The sequence below is a fragment of the Pseudomonas fluorescens genome, assembly GCF_001307155.1.
GTDB lineage: Bacteria > Pseudomonadota > Gammaproteobacteria > Pseudomonadales > Pseudomonadaceae > Aquipseudomonas > Aquipseudomonas helvetica.
On record NZ_CP012830.1, the window covers coordinates 3,377,472 to 3,392,576 of the forward strand.

Consider the following 15,105-nt stretch of genomic DNA (forward strand, 5'->3'; position numbering starts at 1 on the left):
GATCATGAGGTGTGCGCTTTGACTGCTCCAGGTGCTTTGAATTCCGTTGCTGGCTCGCTTTATGTGGTGGCGACGCCCATCGGCAACCTGGATGACATCAGTGCGCGGGCGCTGAAAATCTTGCGTGACGTGGCGTTGATCGCGGCTGAAGACACTCGTCACTCCTTGCGGTTGCTGCAACATTTCGGGATCGCCACGCCGCTGGCGGCGTGTCATGAGCACAATGAGCGCGATGAAGGCAGTCGCTTCATCACGCGTTTGCTGGCTGGTGACAATGTCGCGCTGATCTCCGATGCGGGAACGCCGCTGATCTCTGATCCGGGTTATCACCTGGTGCGTCAGGCGCGGGCTGCAGGTATCAATGTAGTGCCGGTTCCTGGTGCCTGCGCGCTGATTGCGGCGTTGTCTGCGGCGGGGTTGCCATCCGACCGGTTCATCTTCGAAGGCTTTTTGCCGGCCAAGGCGGTGGGGCGACGTGCGCGCCTGGAGTCCATAAAGGAAGAGCCGCGTACGCTGATCTTTTACGAAGCGCCACACCGGATTCTCGAATGCTTGCAGGACATGGAGCTGGTATTTGGTCCTGAGCGTCCGGCGCTGCTCGCTCGCGAGCTGACCAAAACCTTCGAAACCCTCAAGGGGCTGCCGTTGGCCGAGTTGCGTGCATTTGTCGAGAACGATAGCAATCAGCAGCGCGGCGAGTGTGTGGTGTTGGTGTCCGGTTGGTCGGCGCCTGAGAGTGAGGAGGCGGTGAGTAGCGAGGCGATGCGTATTCTCAATCTGCTGCTCGAGGAAATGCCGCTCAAGCGTGCTGCGGCGTTGGCGGCGCAAATTACCGGTGAGCGCAAGAACGTTCTCTACCAGGTGGCCCTGGATAAACAGAAAGGCGAGTAAAAACGCGGGTTGTAGAGCGGCAAAAGGCTTTTATCGCTTGTTCTTCGGGCTCTCTGCCGTTAACCTTTGCGGCGGAGAGTCGATTGGACAGTCGCTGCCCTCTATGAAAATTAGGGGGGGGAGGAAAGTCCGGGCTCCATAGGGCGAAGTGCCAGGTAATGCCTGGGAGGCGTGAGCCTACGGAAAGTGCCACAGAAAATAACCGCCTAAGCACTTCGGTGCCGGTAAGGGTGAAAAGGTGCGGTAAGAGCGCACCGCACGACTGGCAACAGTTCGTGGCTAGGTAAACCCCACTTGGAGCAAGACCAAATAGGGTCCCAAGGCGTGGCCCGCGCTGGGACCGGGTAGGTTGCTAAAGATGTCCAGTGATGGCCATCGTAGACGAATGACTGTTCAAGACAGAACCCGGCTTATAGATCGACTCTCCACCTTTTTGTTCCTTCGGCTTGAATCTTTGGCGGAAGGACGTGGTAATACTGGTTGGCCATCTGCTGAGCCCCAAGCAGAGGCATTGATGTAGTGGCGATTACCCTCCCTGCTTGAATCAATAGCAGAAGCGCTTTTGTAATACCGAAAAAATCTTACTCTTAACAAATCACTTTAACTTCTGAACGTAGCCTTCAGTGCTGCTTCAAGTTATTGAGCAAAATCATCCGCCAAATACTCGTAACCCCTTCTTTTACAGCGCTAAATCTCCGATCTGTAAGGGTTTTCCTTCAATCCGTGCCTTGACGGTGTGGTGGGCGCATTCCTATAGTGTGCGCAAGTGGCGGAAAGTGGCATGAAGTGGGTTTTTTAAGCGTAAAACGCTAAAATTTGGAGAAACGCTGACGTGTTTCGCGGAGCTAACGCTATCAGTCTCGATGCAAAAGGCCGTCTCGCCATGCCGAGCCGGTATCGTGACGAGCTCGTTTCGCGAAGTTCCGGGCAGTTAATTGTCACAATTGATGCCGTTGACCCTTGTTTATGTGTTTACCCGCTCGATGAGTGGGAGCTGATTGAAACCAAACTGCGCGCACTGCCTTCGCTTCGCGAAGAGAACCGTCGTTTGCAACGTTTGCTGATTGGTAATGCCGTCGACCTCGAGCTCGATGGCAGTGGTCGTTTTCTGGTTCCACCGCGTCTGCGCGAATACGCCAAATTGGATAAGCGCGCGATGCTGGTAGGTCAACTGAACAAGTTCCAATTGTGGGACGAGGATGCCTGGGATGCGGTTTCTGCTGCTGACCTGGCTGCTATTCAACAACCGGGCGCTATGCCTGATGAACTGCGTGATTTGATCCTGTGACTATTGATAGCGGCTTTAACCACATCACCGTACTGCTTGACGAAGCCGTTGAGGCTCTCGCCGTACGCCCTGATGGCTGCTATCTGGATGGCACGTTCGGGCGCGGCGGGCATAGCCGCCTGATTCTCAGCCAGCTTGGACCCGATGGTAGGTTGCTGGGGTTCGACAAAGATCCTCAGGCGATTGCCACCGGGCAAACGCTAGCGGCCGAAGACGGCCGCTTTGTCGTTGTGCAGCGCAGCTTTGCCGAGCTCGGTTCGGAAGTTGCCGAACGCGGTCTGGCCGGCAAGGTCAGCGGCGTTCTGCTCGACCTGGGCGTGTCTTCGCCACAGCTCGACGACCCGGAACGTGGCTTCAGCTTCCTCAATGACGGCCCGCTGGACATGCGCATGGACCCGTCTCGCGGGATCAGTGCGGCAGAGTTCGTCAACACCGCACCCGTCGAAGAAATTGCCCGTGTGTTCAAGGAATACGGCGAAGAGCGATTCTCCGGTCGTATGGCCCGTGCCGTGGCCGAGCGCCGCGATATCAAGCCCTTCGAGCGCACTGGCGATCTGGCTGAAGTCCTGAAAGTCGCCAACCCTGCCTGGGAGAAGGGCAAGAACCCGGCTACCCGCGCGTTCCAGGGCCTGCGAATTCACGTCAACAACGAGTTGGGCGATCTTGAGACCGGCCTCGAAGCCGCGCTTGAAGCTCTCGAAGTCGGTGGTCGCCTGGTGGTGATCAGCTTCCACTCGCTGGAAGACCGCATCGTCAAACAGTTCATGCGCAAACTGGTCAAGGGCGAAACCGACAACCTGCCGCGCAACCTGCCGGTACGTTTCGAAGCCTTTGTGCCGAAAATCAAGATTCATGGCAAACCGCAGTTCGCTGGCGAAGCCGAACTCAAAGCCAACCCTCGTTCCCGTAGCGCCGTCATGCGTGTCGCGGAGAAACTTCGGTGAGCAAGCTCTTCGCCAAGCCACTTCCAGGCGGAAGCTTTTTCATGCTGCTGCTATTTATTGCCGTATTGGTCTCCGCGATCGGAGTTTCCTATAGCGCTCACTGGAACCGTCAACTGCTGAACTCGCTGTACAACGAGTTGAGTGTGCGCGACAAGGCGCAGGCAGAGTGGGGCCGGTTGATTCTTGAACAGAGCACCTGGACCGCTCACAGCCGTATCGAAGTATTGGCCACTGAACAACTGAAGATGCGCATTCCCGGCGCCGCTGAAGTACGGATGGTGGCGCCATGATGAAACTCGAAGGGGCACTCTTTCCGTGGCGGTTTCGCGTGGTGCTTGGCTTGCTGGGTGTCATGGTGGTTGCCATCGCGTGGCGCATTGTCGACCTGCAGGTGATCGACCGTGACTTCCTGATTGGTCAGGGCGATGCGCGCAGTGTTCGACACATCCCGATCCCGGCTCACCGTGGTTTGATCACCGACCGTAACGGCGAGCCGTTGGCCGTGAGCACCCCGGTCACCACCCTGTGGGCCAACCCCAAGGAAATGCAGCTGGCCAAGGAAAAGTGGCCGGCACTGGCGATGGTGCTGGGCCAAGACCCTAAAGTCCTGGCCGAGCGACTTGAAGCCCAGGCGAATAAAGAATTCATCTATCTGGTGCGCGGGCTGACCCCCGAGCAGGGCCAGGTCGCGCTCGATCTGAAAGTGCCGGGCGTTTACGGCATCGAAGAGTTCCGGCGTTTCTACCCGGCCGGCGAAGTCACTGCGCACATGGTCGGCTTTACCGACATCGATGACCACGGGCGTGAAGGCGTGGAGTTGGCGTACGACGAATGGCTGGCTGGTGTCGCTGGCAAGCGTCAGGTCATCAAGGACCGGCGCGGCAGACTGATCAAAGACGTTCAAGTGACCAAAAACGCCAAGGCCGGCAAGCCCTTGGCGTTGTCGATTGACCTGCGTCTGCAATACCTGGCGAACCGCGAGCTGCGCAACGCGATCATCGAGAACGGCGCCAAGGCTGGCAGCCTGGTGATCATGGACGTCAAGACCGGCGAGATTCTTGCCATGGTCAACCAGCCGACCTACAACCCGAACAACCGTCGCAACCTGCAACCGGCGATGATGCGTAACCGCGCGATGATCGACGTGTTCGAACCGGGTTCGACCATGAAAGCGATCTCCATGAGCGCCGCGATCGAATCCGGGCGCTGGAAACCGAGCGACACCGTCGAGGTATACCCGGGCAGCTTGCAGATTGGTAAATACACCATCAAGGACGTATCCAAGACCGAAGGCCCGGTGCTCGACCTGACCGGCATTCTGATCAACTCCAGTAACGTCGGCATGAGTAAGGTCGCCTTCGATATCGGCGGCGAAACGATTTTCCGTCTTGCGCAGAAAGTCGGCCTCGGCCAGGACACCGGCCTGGGTTTCCCGGGCGAGCGCGTCGGCAACCTGCCGAACTACCGCGAATGGCGCAAGGCCGAGACGGCCACGCTGTCGTACGGCTACGGCATTTCGGTGACCGCCATTCAGCTGGTCCACGCCTTCTCGGCGCTGGCCAACAACGGCCGTATCGCACCGCTGACCCTGATCAAGACCGACAAGGCCGCGCAAACCACCCAAGTGATTCCAGAAGCCGTGGCGAAAACCATGCAGGGCATGTTGCAGCAGGTGATCGAGGCGCCGCGCGGGGTATTCCGTGCGCAAGTGCCGGCCTATCACGTCGCTGGCAAGTCCGGTACTGCACGTAAGACATCGGTGGGCACCAAAGGCTACGCCGAGAACTCCTACCGCTCGCTGTTCGCAGGTTTTGGTCCCATGAGCGACCCGCGCTACGCGATCGTCGTGGTCATCGATGAACCGAGCAAGGCCGGTTACTTCGGTGGTCTGGTTTCGGCGCCGGTGTTCAGCAAAGTGATGTCCGGGACCCTGCGTCTGATGAATATCACGCCGGACAACCTGCCGCCCACCCAGCAAGCCAACGCGGCCCCGGTTACCCCTGTTAAAGCCAATGGAGGGCGTGGCTGATGTCGCTTAGCCTGAACAAGATTTTCGCCCACGCTGACCGTGATCTATTGATTCGCGAACTAACCCTGGACAGCCGTAATGTCCGAGCGGGCGACCTGTTCCTGGCCGTCCCAGGCGCTAAATTCGACGGTCGTGCGCACATTGCCGATGCTTTGCAACGTGGTGCCGCCGCAGTCGCCTACGAAGTCGAAGGTGCGACTGTTCTGCCGATTACCGATGTGCCGCTGATTCCGGTCAAGGGCCTGGCCGCGCAATTGTCGGATATTGCCGGGCGTTTTTATGGCGACCCGAGCCGTAACCTGAACCTGGTTGGCGTGACCGGCACCAACGGCAAGACCAGCGTGACCCAACTGGTCGCGCAAGCGCTGGACCTGTTGGGGCAGCACTGCGGCATTGTTGGCACTCTGGGCACCGGTTTCTACGGCGCACTGGAAAGCGGCCTGCACACCACGCCGAACCCGATTGCAGTACAGGCAACCCTGGCCGACCTGAAAAAGGCCGGCGCCAAAGCCGTGGCCATGGAAGTGTCCTCCCACGGCCTGGATCAAGGGCGGGTGACGGCATTGGCGTTCGATGTGGCGGTGATGACCAACCTGTCGCGCGATCACCTGGATTATCACGGGACCATGCAAGCCTATGGCGAGGCCAAGGCCAAGCTGTTTGCCTGGAACGATCTGAAGTGCCGGGTGATCAACCTGGACGACGCGTTCGGTCGGCAACTCGCGGCTGAAAAGGGTGAGTCGCGACTGATCACTTACAGTCTCGAAGACGCCAGCGCCTACCTCTATTGCCGTGAAGCGCAGTTCGACGATGAAGGCGTGCGCGCCACACTGGTAACGCCGCAGGGCGAACACCATTTACGCAGTGCCTTGCTCGGCCGTTTCAACCTGAGCAACGTACTGGCCGCTGTCGGTGCCTTGCTCGGTCTGGATTACGCGCTGGATGAAATCCTCCACGTACTGCCACAACTCGAAGGTCCGGCCGGTCGCATGCAGCGTCTGGGCGGCGGTACTCAGCCGCTGGTGGTGGTCGACTACGCCCATACCCCGGATGCGCTGGAAAAAGTCCTGATGGCCCTGCGTCCACACGCCAAGGGCAAATTGCTCTGCCTGTTCGGTTGCGGCGGTGACCGCGACCGCGGCAAGCGTCCGCTGATGGCCGAAGTGGTCGAGCGTCTGGCTGACGGCGTGCTGGTCACCGATGACAACCCGCGCAGCGAAGACCCTGCACAGATTTTCGACGACATCCGCGCCGGTTTCACGGCGGTGGATAACGTTCGATTCGTCGCCGGTCGTGGCCAGGCGATTGCCCAGTTGATCGCCAGCGCCAGCGCCGATGACGTGATTGTGCTGGCCGGTAAAGGTCATGAGGACTACCAGGAAATCAACGGCGTGCGCCATGACTTCTCCGATCTGGTGGAGGCCGACCGTGCCTTGACCGCGTGGGAGGTGGCCCATGCTTAAAGCCTTGAAATTGAGCGAAGTGGCTGGCCCATTGGCCGGCCGCCTGCTGACTGCCGACAGCAGCTTCGATGGCGTCAGCATCGACAGCCGGGCGATCAAGCCGGGCCAGTTGTTTGTCGCCCTGGCCGGGCCGCGTTTCGACGGTCATGACTACCTGAATGACGTGGCTGCCAAAGGCGCGGTCGCGGCCCTGGTCGAGCGTGAAGTGACGAACTCCACGTTGCCTCAGCTACTGGTCACGGATACTCGTCAGGCCCTTGGCGAACTCGGCGCGCTGAACCGTGCGGCGTATTCGAACCCGGTCGCGGCGATTACCGGCTCCAGCGGCAAAACCACGGTCAAGGAAATGCTCGCGAGCATCCTGCGCACGCGCGGTCCGGTACTGGCGACCCGTGGCAACCTGAACAATGACCTCGGCGTTCCGCTGACCTTGCTCGAACTGACTGCGGAACACACCGCAGCCGTTATCGAACTGGGTGCTTCGCGGATCGGCGAGATTGCCTACACCGTCGGCATGACCAAGCCGCATGTAGCCGTGATCAACAACGCCGGGACCGCCCACGTCGGCGAATTCGGCGGCCCGGAAAAAATCGTTGAAGCCAAGGGCGAGATTCTCGAAGGGCTGGATGCCAATGGCGTCGCCGTTCTGAACCTCGACGACAAGGCGTTTGATATCTGGAAGAAGCGTGCCGCGGGTCGTCAGGTGCTGAGCTTTGCCCTGAACGACAGCCGTGCCGATTTCCATGCCACTGATCTGGCTCGAGACGTCCGCGGTTGCCCGTCCTTCACGCTGCACAGTCCGCAAGGCGTCGAACAGGTTCAACTGAACCTGCTTGGCACCCACAACGTTGCCAATGCCTTGGCCGCCGCGGCTGCCGCGCATGCTCTGGGTGTGTCGCTGTTCGGTATCGCCACGGGGTTGAATGCGGTGCAACCGGTCAAGGGCCGTGCCGTGGCGCAACTGGCGACCAATGGCATGCGCGTAATTGATGACTCTTACAACGCGAACCCCACCTCAATGTGCGCCGCCGTTGATATACTCGCCGGCTTTTCCGGCCGCACCATTCTGGTGCTCGGAGATATTGGCGAGTTGGGCGAGTGGGCAGAGCAGGGGCACCGTGACGTTGGCGCGTACGCCAGCGGCAAGGTTTCCGCGCTTTATGCCGTTGGCCCGATGATGGCGCATGCTGTCGCAGCCTTCGGTGAACAGGCTCGCCACTTTGCCAATCAGGCTGATCTGATCGCGGCGCTGGGCGCCGAACACGATACAAACACCACTATTTTGATCAAGGGCTCGCGAAGCGCTGCGATGGAAAACGTCGTTGCGGCTTTGTGCGGTTCGAGCGGGGAGAACCATTAATGCTGCTGTTGTTAGCGGAGTATCTGCAACAGTTCTACAAAGGCTTCGCGGTCTTTCAGTACCTGACCCTGCGCGGGATTCTCGGTGTGCTGACCGCGTTGTCGTTGTCGCTGTGCCTGGGTCCATGGATGATCCGCACGTTGCAGAACCGCCAGATCGGCCAGTCTGTCCGTAATGACGGCCCGCAATCGCACTTGTCCAAGTCGGGCACTCCGACCATGGGCGGCGCACTGATTCTGACCGCCATCGGCGTCAGCACCTTGCTTTGGGCCGACCTGCACAACCGCTATGTGTGGGTCGTGTTGCTGGTCACGCTGCTGTTTGGTGCCGTGGGCTGGGTCGACGATTACCGCAAAGTCATCGAGAAGAACTCTCGTGGCTTGCCGAGCCGCTGGAAATACTTCTGGCAGTCGGTGTTCGGCCTGGGCGCGGCGATCTTCCTTTATATGACTGCACCCAGCGCGGTTGAAACGACCTTGATCGTGCCGATGTTCAAAGACGCCAGCATCGCGCTCGGCATTGGCTTCGTGGTCCTGACCTACTTCGTGATCGTTGGCTCCAGCAACGCGGTCAACCTGACTGACGGCCTCGATGGCCTGGCGATCATGCCAACCGTGATGGTCGGCGGCGCGCTGGGGATCTTCTGCTACCTGTCGGGTAACGTGAAATTCGCCGAATACCTGCTGATCCCTTATGTACCGGGCGCAGGTGAGCTGATCGTGTTCTGCGGAGCGCTGATCGGCGCCGGCCTGGGTTTCCTCTGGTTCAACACCTACCCGGCTCAAGTCTTCATGGGCGACGTCGGCGCACTGGCGCTGGGCGCAGCGTTGGGCACCATCGCAGTGATTGTCCGCCAGGAAATCGTCCTGTTCATCATGGGCGGCGTGTTCGTGATGGAAACCCTGTCGGTGGTCATTCAGGTTGCCTCTTTCAAGCTGACCGGTCGCCGCGTGTTCCGCATGGCACCGATTCACCACCACTTTGAACTCAAGGGCTGGCCCGAGCCACGCGTGATCGTCCGTTTCTGGATCATCACCGTGATTCTCGTACTGGTCGGCCTTGCCACCCTGAAGCTGAGGTAGAACAAGTGTCTCTGATCGCTTCTGACCACTTCCGCATCGTTGTCGGCCTCGGCAAGAGCGGCATGTCCCTGGTTCGCTTCCTGGCGAACCGGGGCGTGTCGTTCGCTGTCGCCGATACGCGGGAAAATCCACCGGAGCTGGCCACGCTGCGTCGTGACTACCCGCAGGTGGAAGTGCGTTGTGGCGAGCTGGATGTCGAATTCCTCTGCCGTGCCGACGAGCTCTACGTGAGCCCGGGCCTGGCCTTGGCGACTCCGGCCCTGCAAGCGGCGGCGGCCCGTGGCGTGAAGCTGTCGGGTGATATCGAATTGTTTGCACGTAACGCGAAGGCGCCGATTGTTGCCATTACCGGCTCCAACGCAAAAAGTACCGTGACCACGCTGGTCGGCGAAATGGCGGCAGCAGCCGGCAAGCGCGTGGCGGTGGGCGGTAACCTCGGTACCCCGGCACTCGATCTGCTGAGCGACGACGTCGAGCTGTACGTGATGGAACTCTCGAGCTTCCAGCTGGAGACCACCGATCAGCTGGGCGCCGAAGTGGCTACCGTGCTGAACATCAGCGAAGACCATATGGACCGTTACAGCGGCCTGCCGGCCTATCACCTGGCCAAGCACCGGATCTTCCGTGGCGCGAAGCAAGTGGTGGTCAATCGTCAGGATGCGCTGAGCCGTCCGTTGATGGGCGAGGGCCTGCCGTGCTGGACCTTCGGGCTGAACAAGCCGGATTTCAAGGCCTTTGGTCTGCGCGAGGAAAATGGCGAGAAGTATCTGGCTTTTGAATTCCAGAACCTGATGCCGGTACGCGAGTTGAAAATTCGTGGTGCGCATAACCAGTCCAACGCCCTCGCGGCCTTGGCCCTGGGGCACGCCGTGGGCCTGCCGTTCGATGCCATGCTCTCGAGCCTGCGGACTTTCGCCGGGCTTGAGCATCGCTGCCAGTGGGTCCGCGACCTGAATGGCGTGAGCTACTACAACGATTCCAAAGCCACCAACGTTGGCGCTGCCTTGGCCGCTATCGAAGGCCTGGGCGCAGACATCCAGGGCAAGCTGGTGCTGATCGCCGGTGGCGACGGCAAAGGTGCCGAGTTCAAGGACCTGCGTGATCCGGTCGCGGCCAACTGCCGCGCCGTGGTGTTGATGGGGCGTGATGCCGAGCTGATTGGCCAGGCCATCGGCGATGCCGTGCCACTGATTCGCGTCAACTCGCTGATCGAAGCGGTCGAGCAATGCCGCGCCATCGCCCAGCCAGGCGATGCGGTGCTGCTGTCGCCGGCGTGCGCCAGTTTCGACATGTTCAAGAACTACGAAGAGCGTGGGCACCTGTTCGCCCGGGCCGTGGAGGACTTGGCATGAGCTTGAGAAATATCATCAAGCCGTACCCGTCGCCGATCATCACCGGGCGCGGTATTGACCTCGACTTCCCGATGCTCGCCGGTTGCCTGGCGTTGATCGGCCTGGGGCTGGTCATGATCGCCTCTGCCTCGACCGAAGTGGCGGCGGTACAGTCGGGCAGCGCCCTGTATTACATGATTCGCCACCTTGTCTACATCGTGCTCGGCTTCGGTGCCTGCATCGTCACCATGATGATTCCGATCGCTACCTGGCAACGCCTGGGCTGGCTGATGCTGATCGGTGCATTCGGTTTGCTGGTGATGGTGATCGTCCCGGGGATCGGCCGTGAGGTGAACGGTTCGATGCGCTGGATCGGTTTCAGTTTCTTCAACGTCCAGCCTTCCGAGATTGCCAAGGTCTTTGTGGTGATCTACCTCGCTGGTTATCTGGTGCGTCGGCAGAAAGAAGTGCGCGAAAGCTGGATGGGCTTCTTCAAGCCGTTCATCGTGCTGCTGCCAATGGCCGGCCTGCTGCTGATGGAGCCCGACTTCGGTGCCACCGTCGTGATGATGGGGGCCGCGGCGGCGATGCTGTTTTTGGGCGGCGTCGGGCTGTTCCGCTTCACCTTGATGGTGATACTGGCGGTGGTGGCGGTGGTGCTGCTGATCAAGATGCAGCCTTATCGAATGGCGCGTCTGACCACCTTCACCGATCCTTGGGCCGACCAGTTCGGTTCCGGCTACCAGTTGACCCAGGCACTGATCGCCTTCGGTCGCGGTGAGTGGCTGGGCGTTGGCCTGGGCAACAGCGTGCAGAAACAGTTCTACCTGCCGGAAGCGCACACCGACTTCGTGTTCTCGGTTCTGGCCGAAGAACTGGGCGTGGTCGGCTCCCTGGCCACCGTCGCGCTGTTCGTCTTTGTGTGCATACGCGGCATGTACATCGGGTTGTGGGCAGAAAAGGCCAAGCAATTCTTTGCCGCCTATGTCGCCTACGGCTTGTCGTTCCTGTGGATTGGTCAGTTCCTGATCAACATCGGGGTGAACGTCGGCCTGCTGCCGACCAAGGGCCTGACCTTGCCGTTCCTCAGTTACGGCGGCAGTTCGTTGGTGATCTGCTGCGCCTGTCTTGGCTTGTTGTTGCGCATCGAATGGGAGAGTCGAACCCACTTGGGCAGCGAAGAGATGGAATTCAGCGAGAGTGACTTCGCCGAGGAGCCGACCCATGGGCGCTAACGTGCTGATCATGGCGGGCGGCACCGGTGGCCACGTGTTCCCGGCGCTGGCCTGCGCTCGCGAATTTCAGGCGCGCGGCTATACCGTGCACTGGCTCGGGACGCCTCGCGGAATCGAAAACGAACTGGTCCCGAATGCCGGCCTGCCGTTGCACCTGATCAACGTCAGCGGCCTGCGTGGCAAGAGCAAGCTGTCGCTGCTCAAGGCACCTTTTGTATTGCTCAAGGCGATCTGGCAGGCCCGTGCCGTCATTCGCCAGCTGAAGCCGGTCTGCGTCCTGGGCTTTGGCGGATATGTCACCGGTCCTGGTGGCGTAGCCGCCAAACTGGCTGGCGTGCCCGTGATCGTTCATGAACAGAACGCCGTCGCCGGTACCGCCAATCGGTTGCTGGTGCCGTTGGCCGCGCGAGTCTGCGAAGCTTTCCCGGACACCTTTGCTGCCAGTGGCAGTCGGCGCACTACCGGTAACCCGGTGCGCACCGAGTTGTTCCTCGATACAGCGCGTCCAGCCCTGGCCGGACGCAAAGCGCGTTTGCTGATCCTGGGCGGAAGCCTTGGGGCAGAACCGTTGAACAAATTGCTGCCTGAAGCCCTGTCGCAGGTGCCTGTTGAACTGCGTCCGGAAGTGTTTCATCAGGCCGGTAAAAACCACGATGAAGTGACTGCCGAGCGCTATCGCACGGCCGGTGTCGAGGCTCAAGTGCAGCCTTTCATCAAAGACATGGCCCAAGCCTATGGCTGGGCCGACCTGGTGGTCTGTCGCGCTGGCGCGCTGACTGTCAGTGAGTTGGCTGCTGCCGGTCTGCCCTCGATGCTGGTGCCTTTGCCCCACGCGATCGACGATCACCAGACCCGCAATGCCGAATATTTGGCTCGTGAAGGCGCTGCCTTCCTGATGCCGCAAAGAACGACTGGCGCAGCGGATCTCGCTGCACGCCTGACAGAGGTCTTGATGCAACCGCAACGACTCAACGACATGGCTGGCGCCGCTCGTCGCCTGGCCAAACCTGATGCAACCCGCAACGTGGTCGATATCTGCCTGGAGGTGGTTCATGGTTGAAAATCAGAAAGCCATGCCGCAACCGGAAATGCGCCGCATCCGTCGCATCCACTTCGTCGGAATCGGTGGTGTGGGCATGTGCGGCATTGCCGAAGTGTTGCTGAATCTGGGCTATCAAGTGTCCGGTTCCGACCTGAAGGCGTCGCCGGTGACCGAGCGTCTCGAATCGTTCGGCGCCCAGATTTTCATCGGCCACCGCGCCGAAAATGCCGCGACCGCCGATGTACTGGTGGTGTCGAGTGCCGTGAACCCTTCCAACCCGGAAGTCGCGACGGCCCTTGAACGTCGTATCCCCGTGGTGCCGCGTGCAGAAATGCTCGCCGAGCTGATGCGCTACCGCCACGGCATCGCCGTCGCCGGTACTCACGGCAAAACCACCACCACCAGCCTGATCGCTTCGGTGTTCGCCGCCGGTGGCCTGGACCCGACCTTCGTGATCGGTGGCCGCCTGAATGCAGCAGGCACCAATGCCCAACTGGGCACCAGCCGTTACCTGATCGCCGAAGCCGACGAAAGCGACGCCAGTTTCCTGCACCTGCAGCCGCTGGTGGCCGTGGTCACCAACATCGACGCCGACCACATGGCGACCTACGACGGTGACTTCAACAAACTGAAGAAAACCTTCGTCGAATTCCTCCACAACCTGCCGTTCTACGGTTTGGCGGTGATGTGCCTGGACGACCCGGTGGTGCGTGAAATCCTGCCGCTGGTCAAACGTCCGACCATGACCTACGGCTTCAGCGAAGATGCCGACGTACGCGCGATCAATGTTCGCCAGCAAGGCATGCAGACCTTCTTCACCGTGCTGCGCCCTGATCGCGAACCATTGGATGTCTCGGTGAACATGCCGGGCAATCACAACGTACTGAACTCGCTGGCGACCATCTGCATTGCGACCGACGAGGGCGTCAGCGATGAAGCCATCGTTCAGGGGCTGTCGGGCTTCCAGGGTGTTGGCCGACGCTTCCAGGTCTACGGCGAACTGCCAGTCGAAGGCGGCAACGTGATGCTGGTGGACGACTATGGTCACCACCCGACCGAAGTCGCAGCGGTTATCAAAGCCGTGCGCGGTGGCTGGCCAGAGCGCCGCCTGGTGATGGTTTACCAGCCGCACCGCTACAGCCGCACCCGCGACCTGTACGACGATTTCGTCAATGTACTGGCCGACGCCAACGTGCTGCTGCTGATGGAAGTCTACCCGGCCGGCGAAGAGCCGATTCCGGGGGCTGACAGCCGCAAACTGTGCAACAGCATCCGCCAGCGCGGTCAGCTCGACCCGATCTACATCGAGCGCGGTGTCGACCTCGCGCCTGTGGTCAAGCCGCTGCTGCGTGCCGGCGACATCCTGTTGTGCCAGGGCGCCGGTGATATCGGTGGTCTTGCACCGAAACTGTTGAATAGTCCGTTGTTCGCGGGTGCGGTTGTCGCTCCTAACGAAGGAAAGTTGAAATGACTGCAGCCTACGCCAACCTGTTCTCGACAATCGCTCCGAAAGACTTCGGCCGCGTGGCCGTGCTGTTCGGTGGCAAAAGCGCCGAGCGTGAGGTTTCGCTGAAATCCGGTAACGCGGTGCTTGAAGCGCTGCAGTCCGCTGGCGTGGATGCGTTCGGCATCGACGTCGGCGACGATTTCCTGCAACGCCTGCTGAACGAAAAAATCGACCGCGCCTTCATCATTCTCCACGGTCGTGGCGGTGAAGACGGCAGCATGCAGGGTTTGCTCGAATGCGCAGGGATTCCGTACACCGGCAGCGGCATCCTTGCTTCGGCACTGGCCATGGACAAGCTGCGGACCAAACAGGTCTGGCACAGCCTCGGCATTCCGACGCCACGTCACGCGGTACTGACCAGCGAAGCCGACTGTATTTTGGCGGCGACGGAACTGGGCTTCCCTTTGATCGTCAAACCGGCGCATGAAGGTTCAAGTATCGGTATGGCCAAAGTGACTTCGGCAGCAGAATTGATCGAAGCCTGGAAAGCGGCCAGTACCTACGATTCGCAAGTGTTGGTCGAGCAATGGATTCAAGGTCCGGAGTTCACCATTGCGACCCTGCGTGATCAGGTGTTGCCACCGATCGCTCTGGGCACGCCTCACACTTTCTACGACTACGACGCCAAGTATCTGGCTTCCGATACCCAGTACCGGATCCCGTGTGGCCTCGATAGCGCTAAAGAACAAGAACTCATGGACCTCACGGCAAAAGCCTGTGAGGCGCTGGGTATCGCCGGTTGGGGAAGGGCTGACGTGATGCAGGACGCCGATGGGCAGTTCTGGTTCCTGGAAGTCAATACCGCACCGGGCATGACCGACCACAGTCTGGTCCCGATGGCCGCACGCGCCGCCGGTCTGGATTTCCAGCAGTTGGTGCTGGCGATCCTGGCGGCCAGTGTTGGCAGTCACGTAGAGCCGCGAGGTTAAGACC

The 15,105-nt window shown here is 60.4% G+C and carries 13 protein-coding genes and 1 other RNA gene; all 14 read left to right on the forward strand.

Features of this window, described 5'->3' with window-relative positions; all coding sequences use genetic code 11:
• Nucleotides 1-18: 18 nt before the first annotated feature.
• The 14 genes from rsmI to AO353_RS15350 all read left to right on the forward strand — a co-directional run bounded on the left by rsmI (nucleotide 19) and on the right by AO353_RS15350 (nucleotide 15,101).
• Nucleotides 19-891 carry a 16S rRNA (cytidine(1402)-2'-O)-methyltransferase gene (rsmI, locus tag AO353_RS15290; RefSeq protein ID WP_054598243.1) on the forward strand — a complete coding sequence of 291 codons (873 nt, stop codon included), beginning with the start codon at nucleotides 19-21 and terminating at the stop codon, nucleotides 889-891.
• A 75-nt stretch (nucleotides 892-966) separates the two neighbouring features.
• Nucleotides 967-1,320: RNase P RNA component class A (rnpB, locus tag AO353_RS29420), an RNA gene on the forward strand.
• A 403-nt stretch (nucleotides 1,321-1,723) separates the two neighbouring features.
• A complete protein-coding gene (gene mraZ / locus AO353_RS15295; RefSeq protein ID WP_019693566.1) occupies nucleotides 1,724-2,179 on the forward strand; it encodes a division/cell wall cluster transcriptional repressor MraZ in 456 nt (151 codons plus the stop codon).
• Nucleotides 2,176-3,123: a 16S rRNA (cytosine(1402)-N(4))-methyltransferase RsmH gene (rsmH, locus tag AO353_RS15300; RefSeq protein ID WP_019693565.1), complete on the forward strand. Its 948-nt coding sequence runs from the start codon at nucleotides 2,176-2,178 to the stop codon at nucleotides 3,121-3,123. The genes mraZ and rsmH overlap by 4 nt, the downstream gene beginning before the upstream one ends.
• Nucleotides 3,120-3,413: a cell division protein FtsL gene (ftsL, locus tag AO353_RS15305; RefSeq protein WP_054595708.1), complete on the forward strand. Its 294-nt coding sequence runs from the start codon at nucleotides 3,120-3,122 to the stop codon at nucleotides 3,411-3,413. The genes rsmH and ftsL overlap by 4 nt, the downstream gene beginning before the upstream one ends.
• Nucleotides 3,413-5,152, forward strand: a complete 1,740-nt coding sequence (locus AO353_RS15310) for a peptidoglycan D,D-transpeptidase FtsI family protein (protein ID WP_173859986.1) — start codon at nucleotides 3,413-3,415, stop codon at nucleotides 5,150-5,152. The genes ftsL and AO353_RS15310 overlap by 1 nt, the downstream gene beginning before the upstream one ends.
• Nucleotides 5,152-6,615, forward strand: coding sequence for a UDP-N-acetylmuramoyl-L-alanyl-D-glutamate--2,6-diaminopimelate ligase (locus AO353_RS15315; RefSeq protein ID WP_054595710.1), 1,464 nt, complete (start codon nucleotides 5,152-5,154; stop codon nucleotides 6,613-6,615). The genes AO353_RS15310 and AO353_RS15315 overlap by 1 nt, the downstream gene beginning before the upstream one ends.
• A complete protein-coding gene (locus tag AO353_RS15320; RefSeq protein ID WP_054595711.1) occupies nucleotides 6,608-7,975 on the forward strand; it encodes a UDP-N-acetylmuramoyl-tripeptide--D-alanyl-D-alanine ligase in 1,368 nt (455 codons plus the stop codon). The genes AO353_RS15315 and AO353_RS15320 overlap by 8 nt, the downstream gene beginning before the upstream one ends.
• A complete protein-coding gene (gene mraY, locus AO353_RS15325) occupies nucleotides 7,975-9,057 on the forward strand; it encodes a phospho-N-acetylmuramoyl-pentapeptide-transferase (RefSeq protein ID WP_054595712.1) in 1,083 nt (360 codons plus the stop codon). The genes AO353_RS15320 and mraY overlap by 1 nt, the downstream gene beginning before the upstream one ends.
• A 5-nt stretch (nucleotides 9,058-9,062) precedes the next feature.
• Nucleotides 9,063-10,409, forward strand: a complete 1,347-nt coding sequence (gene murD, locus AO353_RS15330) for a UDP-N-acetylmuramoyl-L-alanine--D-glutamate ligase (RefSeq protein ID WP_054595713.1) — start codon at nucleotides 9,063-9,065, stop codon at nucleotides 10,407-10,409.
• Entirely contained in the window at nucleotides 10,406-11,623 is a 1,218-nt protein-coding gene (gene ftsW / locus AO353_RS15335) for a putative lipid II flippase FtsW (protein ID WP_054595714.1), read from the forward strand. Before murD ends, ftsW begins: the two co-directional genes overlap by 4 nt.
• Complete coding sequence (gene murG, locus AO353_RS15340) at nucleotides 11,613-12,683, forward strand: undecaprenyldiphospho-muramoylpentapeptide beta-N-acetylglucosaminyltransferase (protein WP_054595715.1); 1,071 nt, start codon at nucleotides 11,613-11,615, stop codon at nucleotides 12,681-12,683. The genes ftsW and murG overlap by 11 nt, the downstream gene beginning before the upstream one ends.
• Entirely contained in the window at nucleotides 12,676-14,136 is a 1,461-nt protein-coding gene (murC, locus tag AO353_RS15345; RefSeq protein WP_054595716.1) for a UDP-N-acetylmuramate--L-alanine ligase, read from the forward strand. Before murG ends, murC begins: the two co-directional genes overlap by 8 nt.
• Nucleotides 14,133-15,101, forward strand: coding sequence for a D-alanine--D-alanine ligase (locus AO353_RS15350; RefSeq protein WP_054595717.1), 969 nt, complete (start codon nucleotides 14,133-14,135; stop codon nucleotides 15,099-15,101). Before murC ends, AO353_RS15350 begins: the two co-directional genes overlap by 4 nt.
• The last annotated feature ends 4 nt before the right edge of the window (nucleotides 15,102-15,105 follow it).

Bases quoted from the DNA above. Each gene is read 5' to 3' on its own strand.
- AO353_RS15310 (WP_173859986.1), top strand. From the start codon at position 3,413: ATGAAACTCGAAGGGGCACTCTTTCCGTGGCGGTTTCGCGTGGTGCTT.
- AO353_RS15315 (WP_054595710.1), top strand. From the start codon at position 5,152: ATGTCGCTTAGCCTGAACAAGATTTTCGCCCACGCTGACCGTGATCTA.
- AO353_RS15320 (WP_054595711.1), top strand. From the start codon at position 6,608: ATGCTTAAAGCCTTGAAATTGAGCGAAGTGGCTGGCCCATTGGCCGGC.
- mraY (WP_054595712.1), top strand. From the start codon at position 7,975: ATGCTGCTGTTGTTAGCGGAGTATCTGCAACAGTTCTACAAAGGCTTC.
- ftsW (WP_054595714.1), top strand. From the start codon at position 10,406: ATGAGCTTGAGAAATATCATCAAGCCGTACCCGTCGCCGATCATCACC.
- murG (WP_054595715.1), top strand. From the start codon at position 11,613: ATGGGCGCTAACGTGCTGATCATGGCGGGCGGCACCGGTGGCCACGTG.
- murC (WP_054595716.1), top strand. From the start codon at position 12,676: ATGGTTGAAAATCAGAAAGCCATGCCGCAACCGGAAATGCGCCGCATC.
- AO353_RS15350 (WP_054595717.1), top strand. From the start codon at position 14,133: ATGACTGCAGCCTACGCCAACCTGTTCTCGACAATCGCTCCGAAAGAC.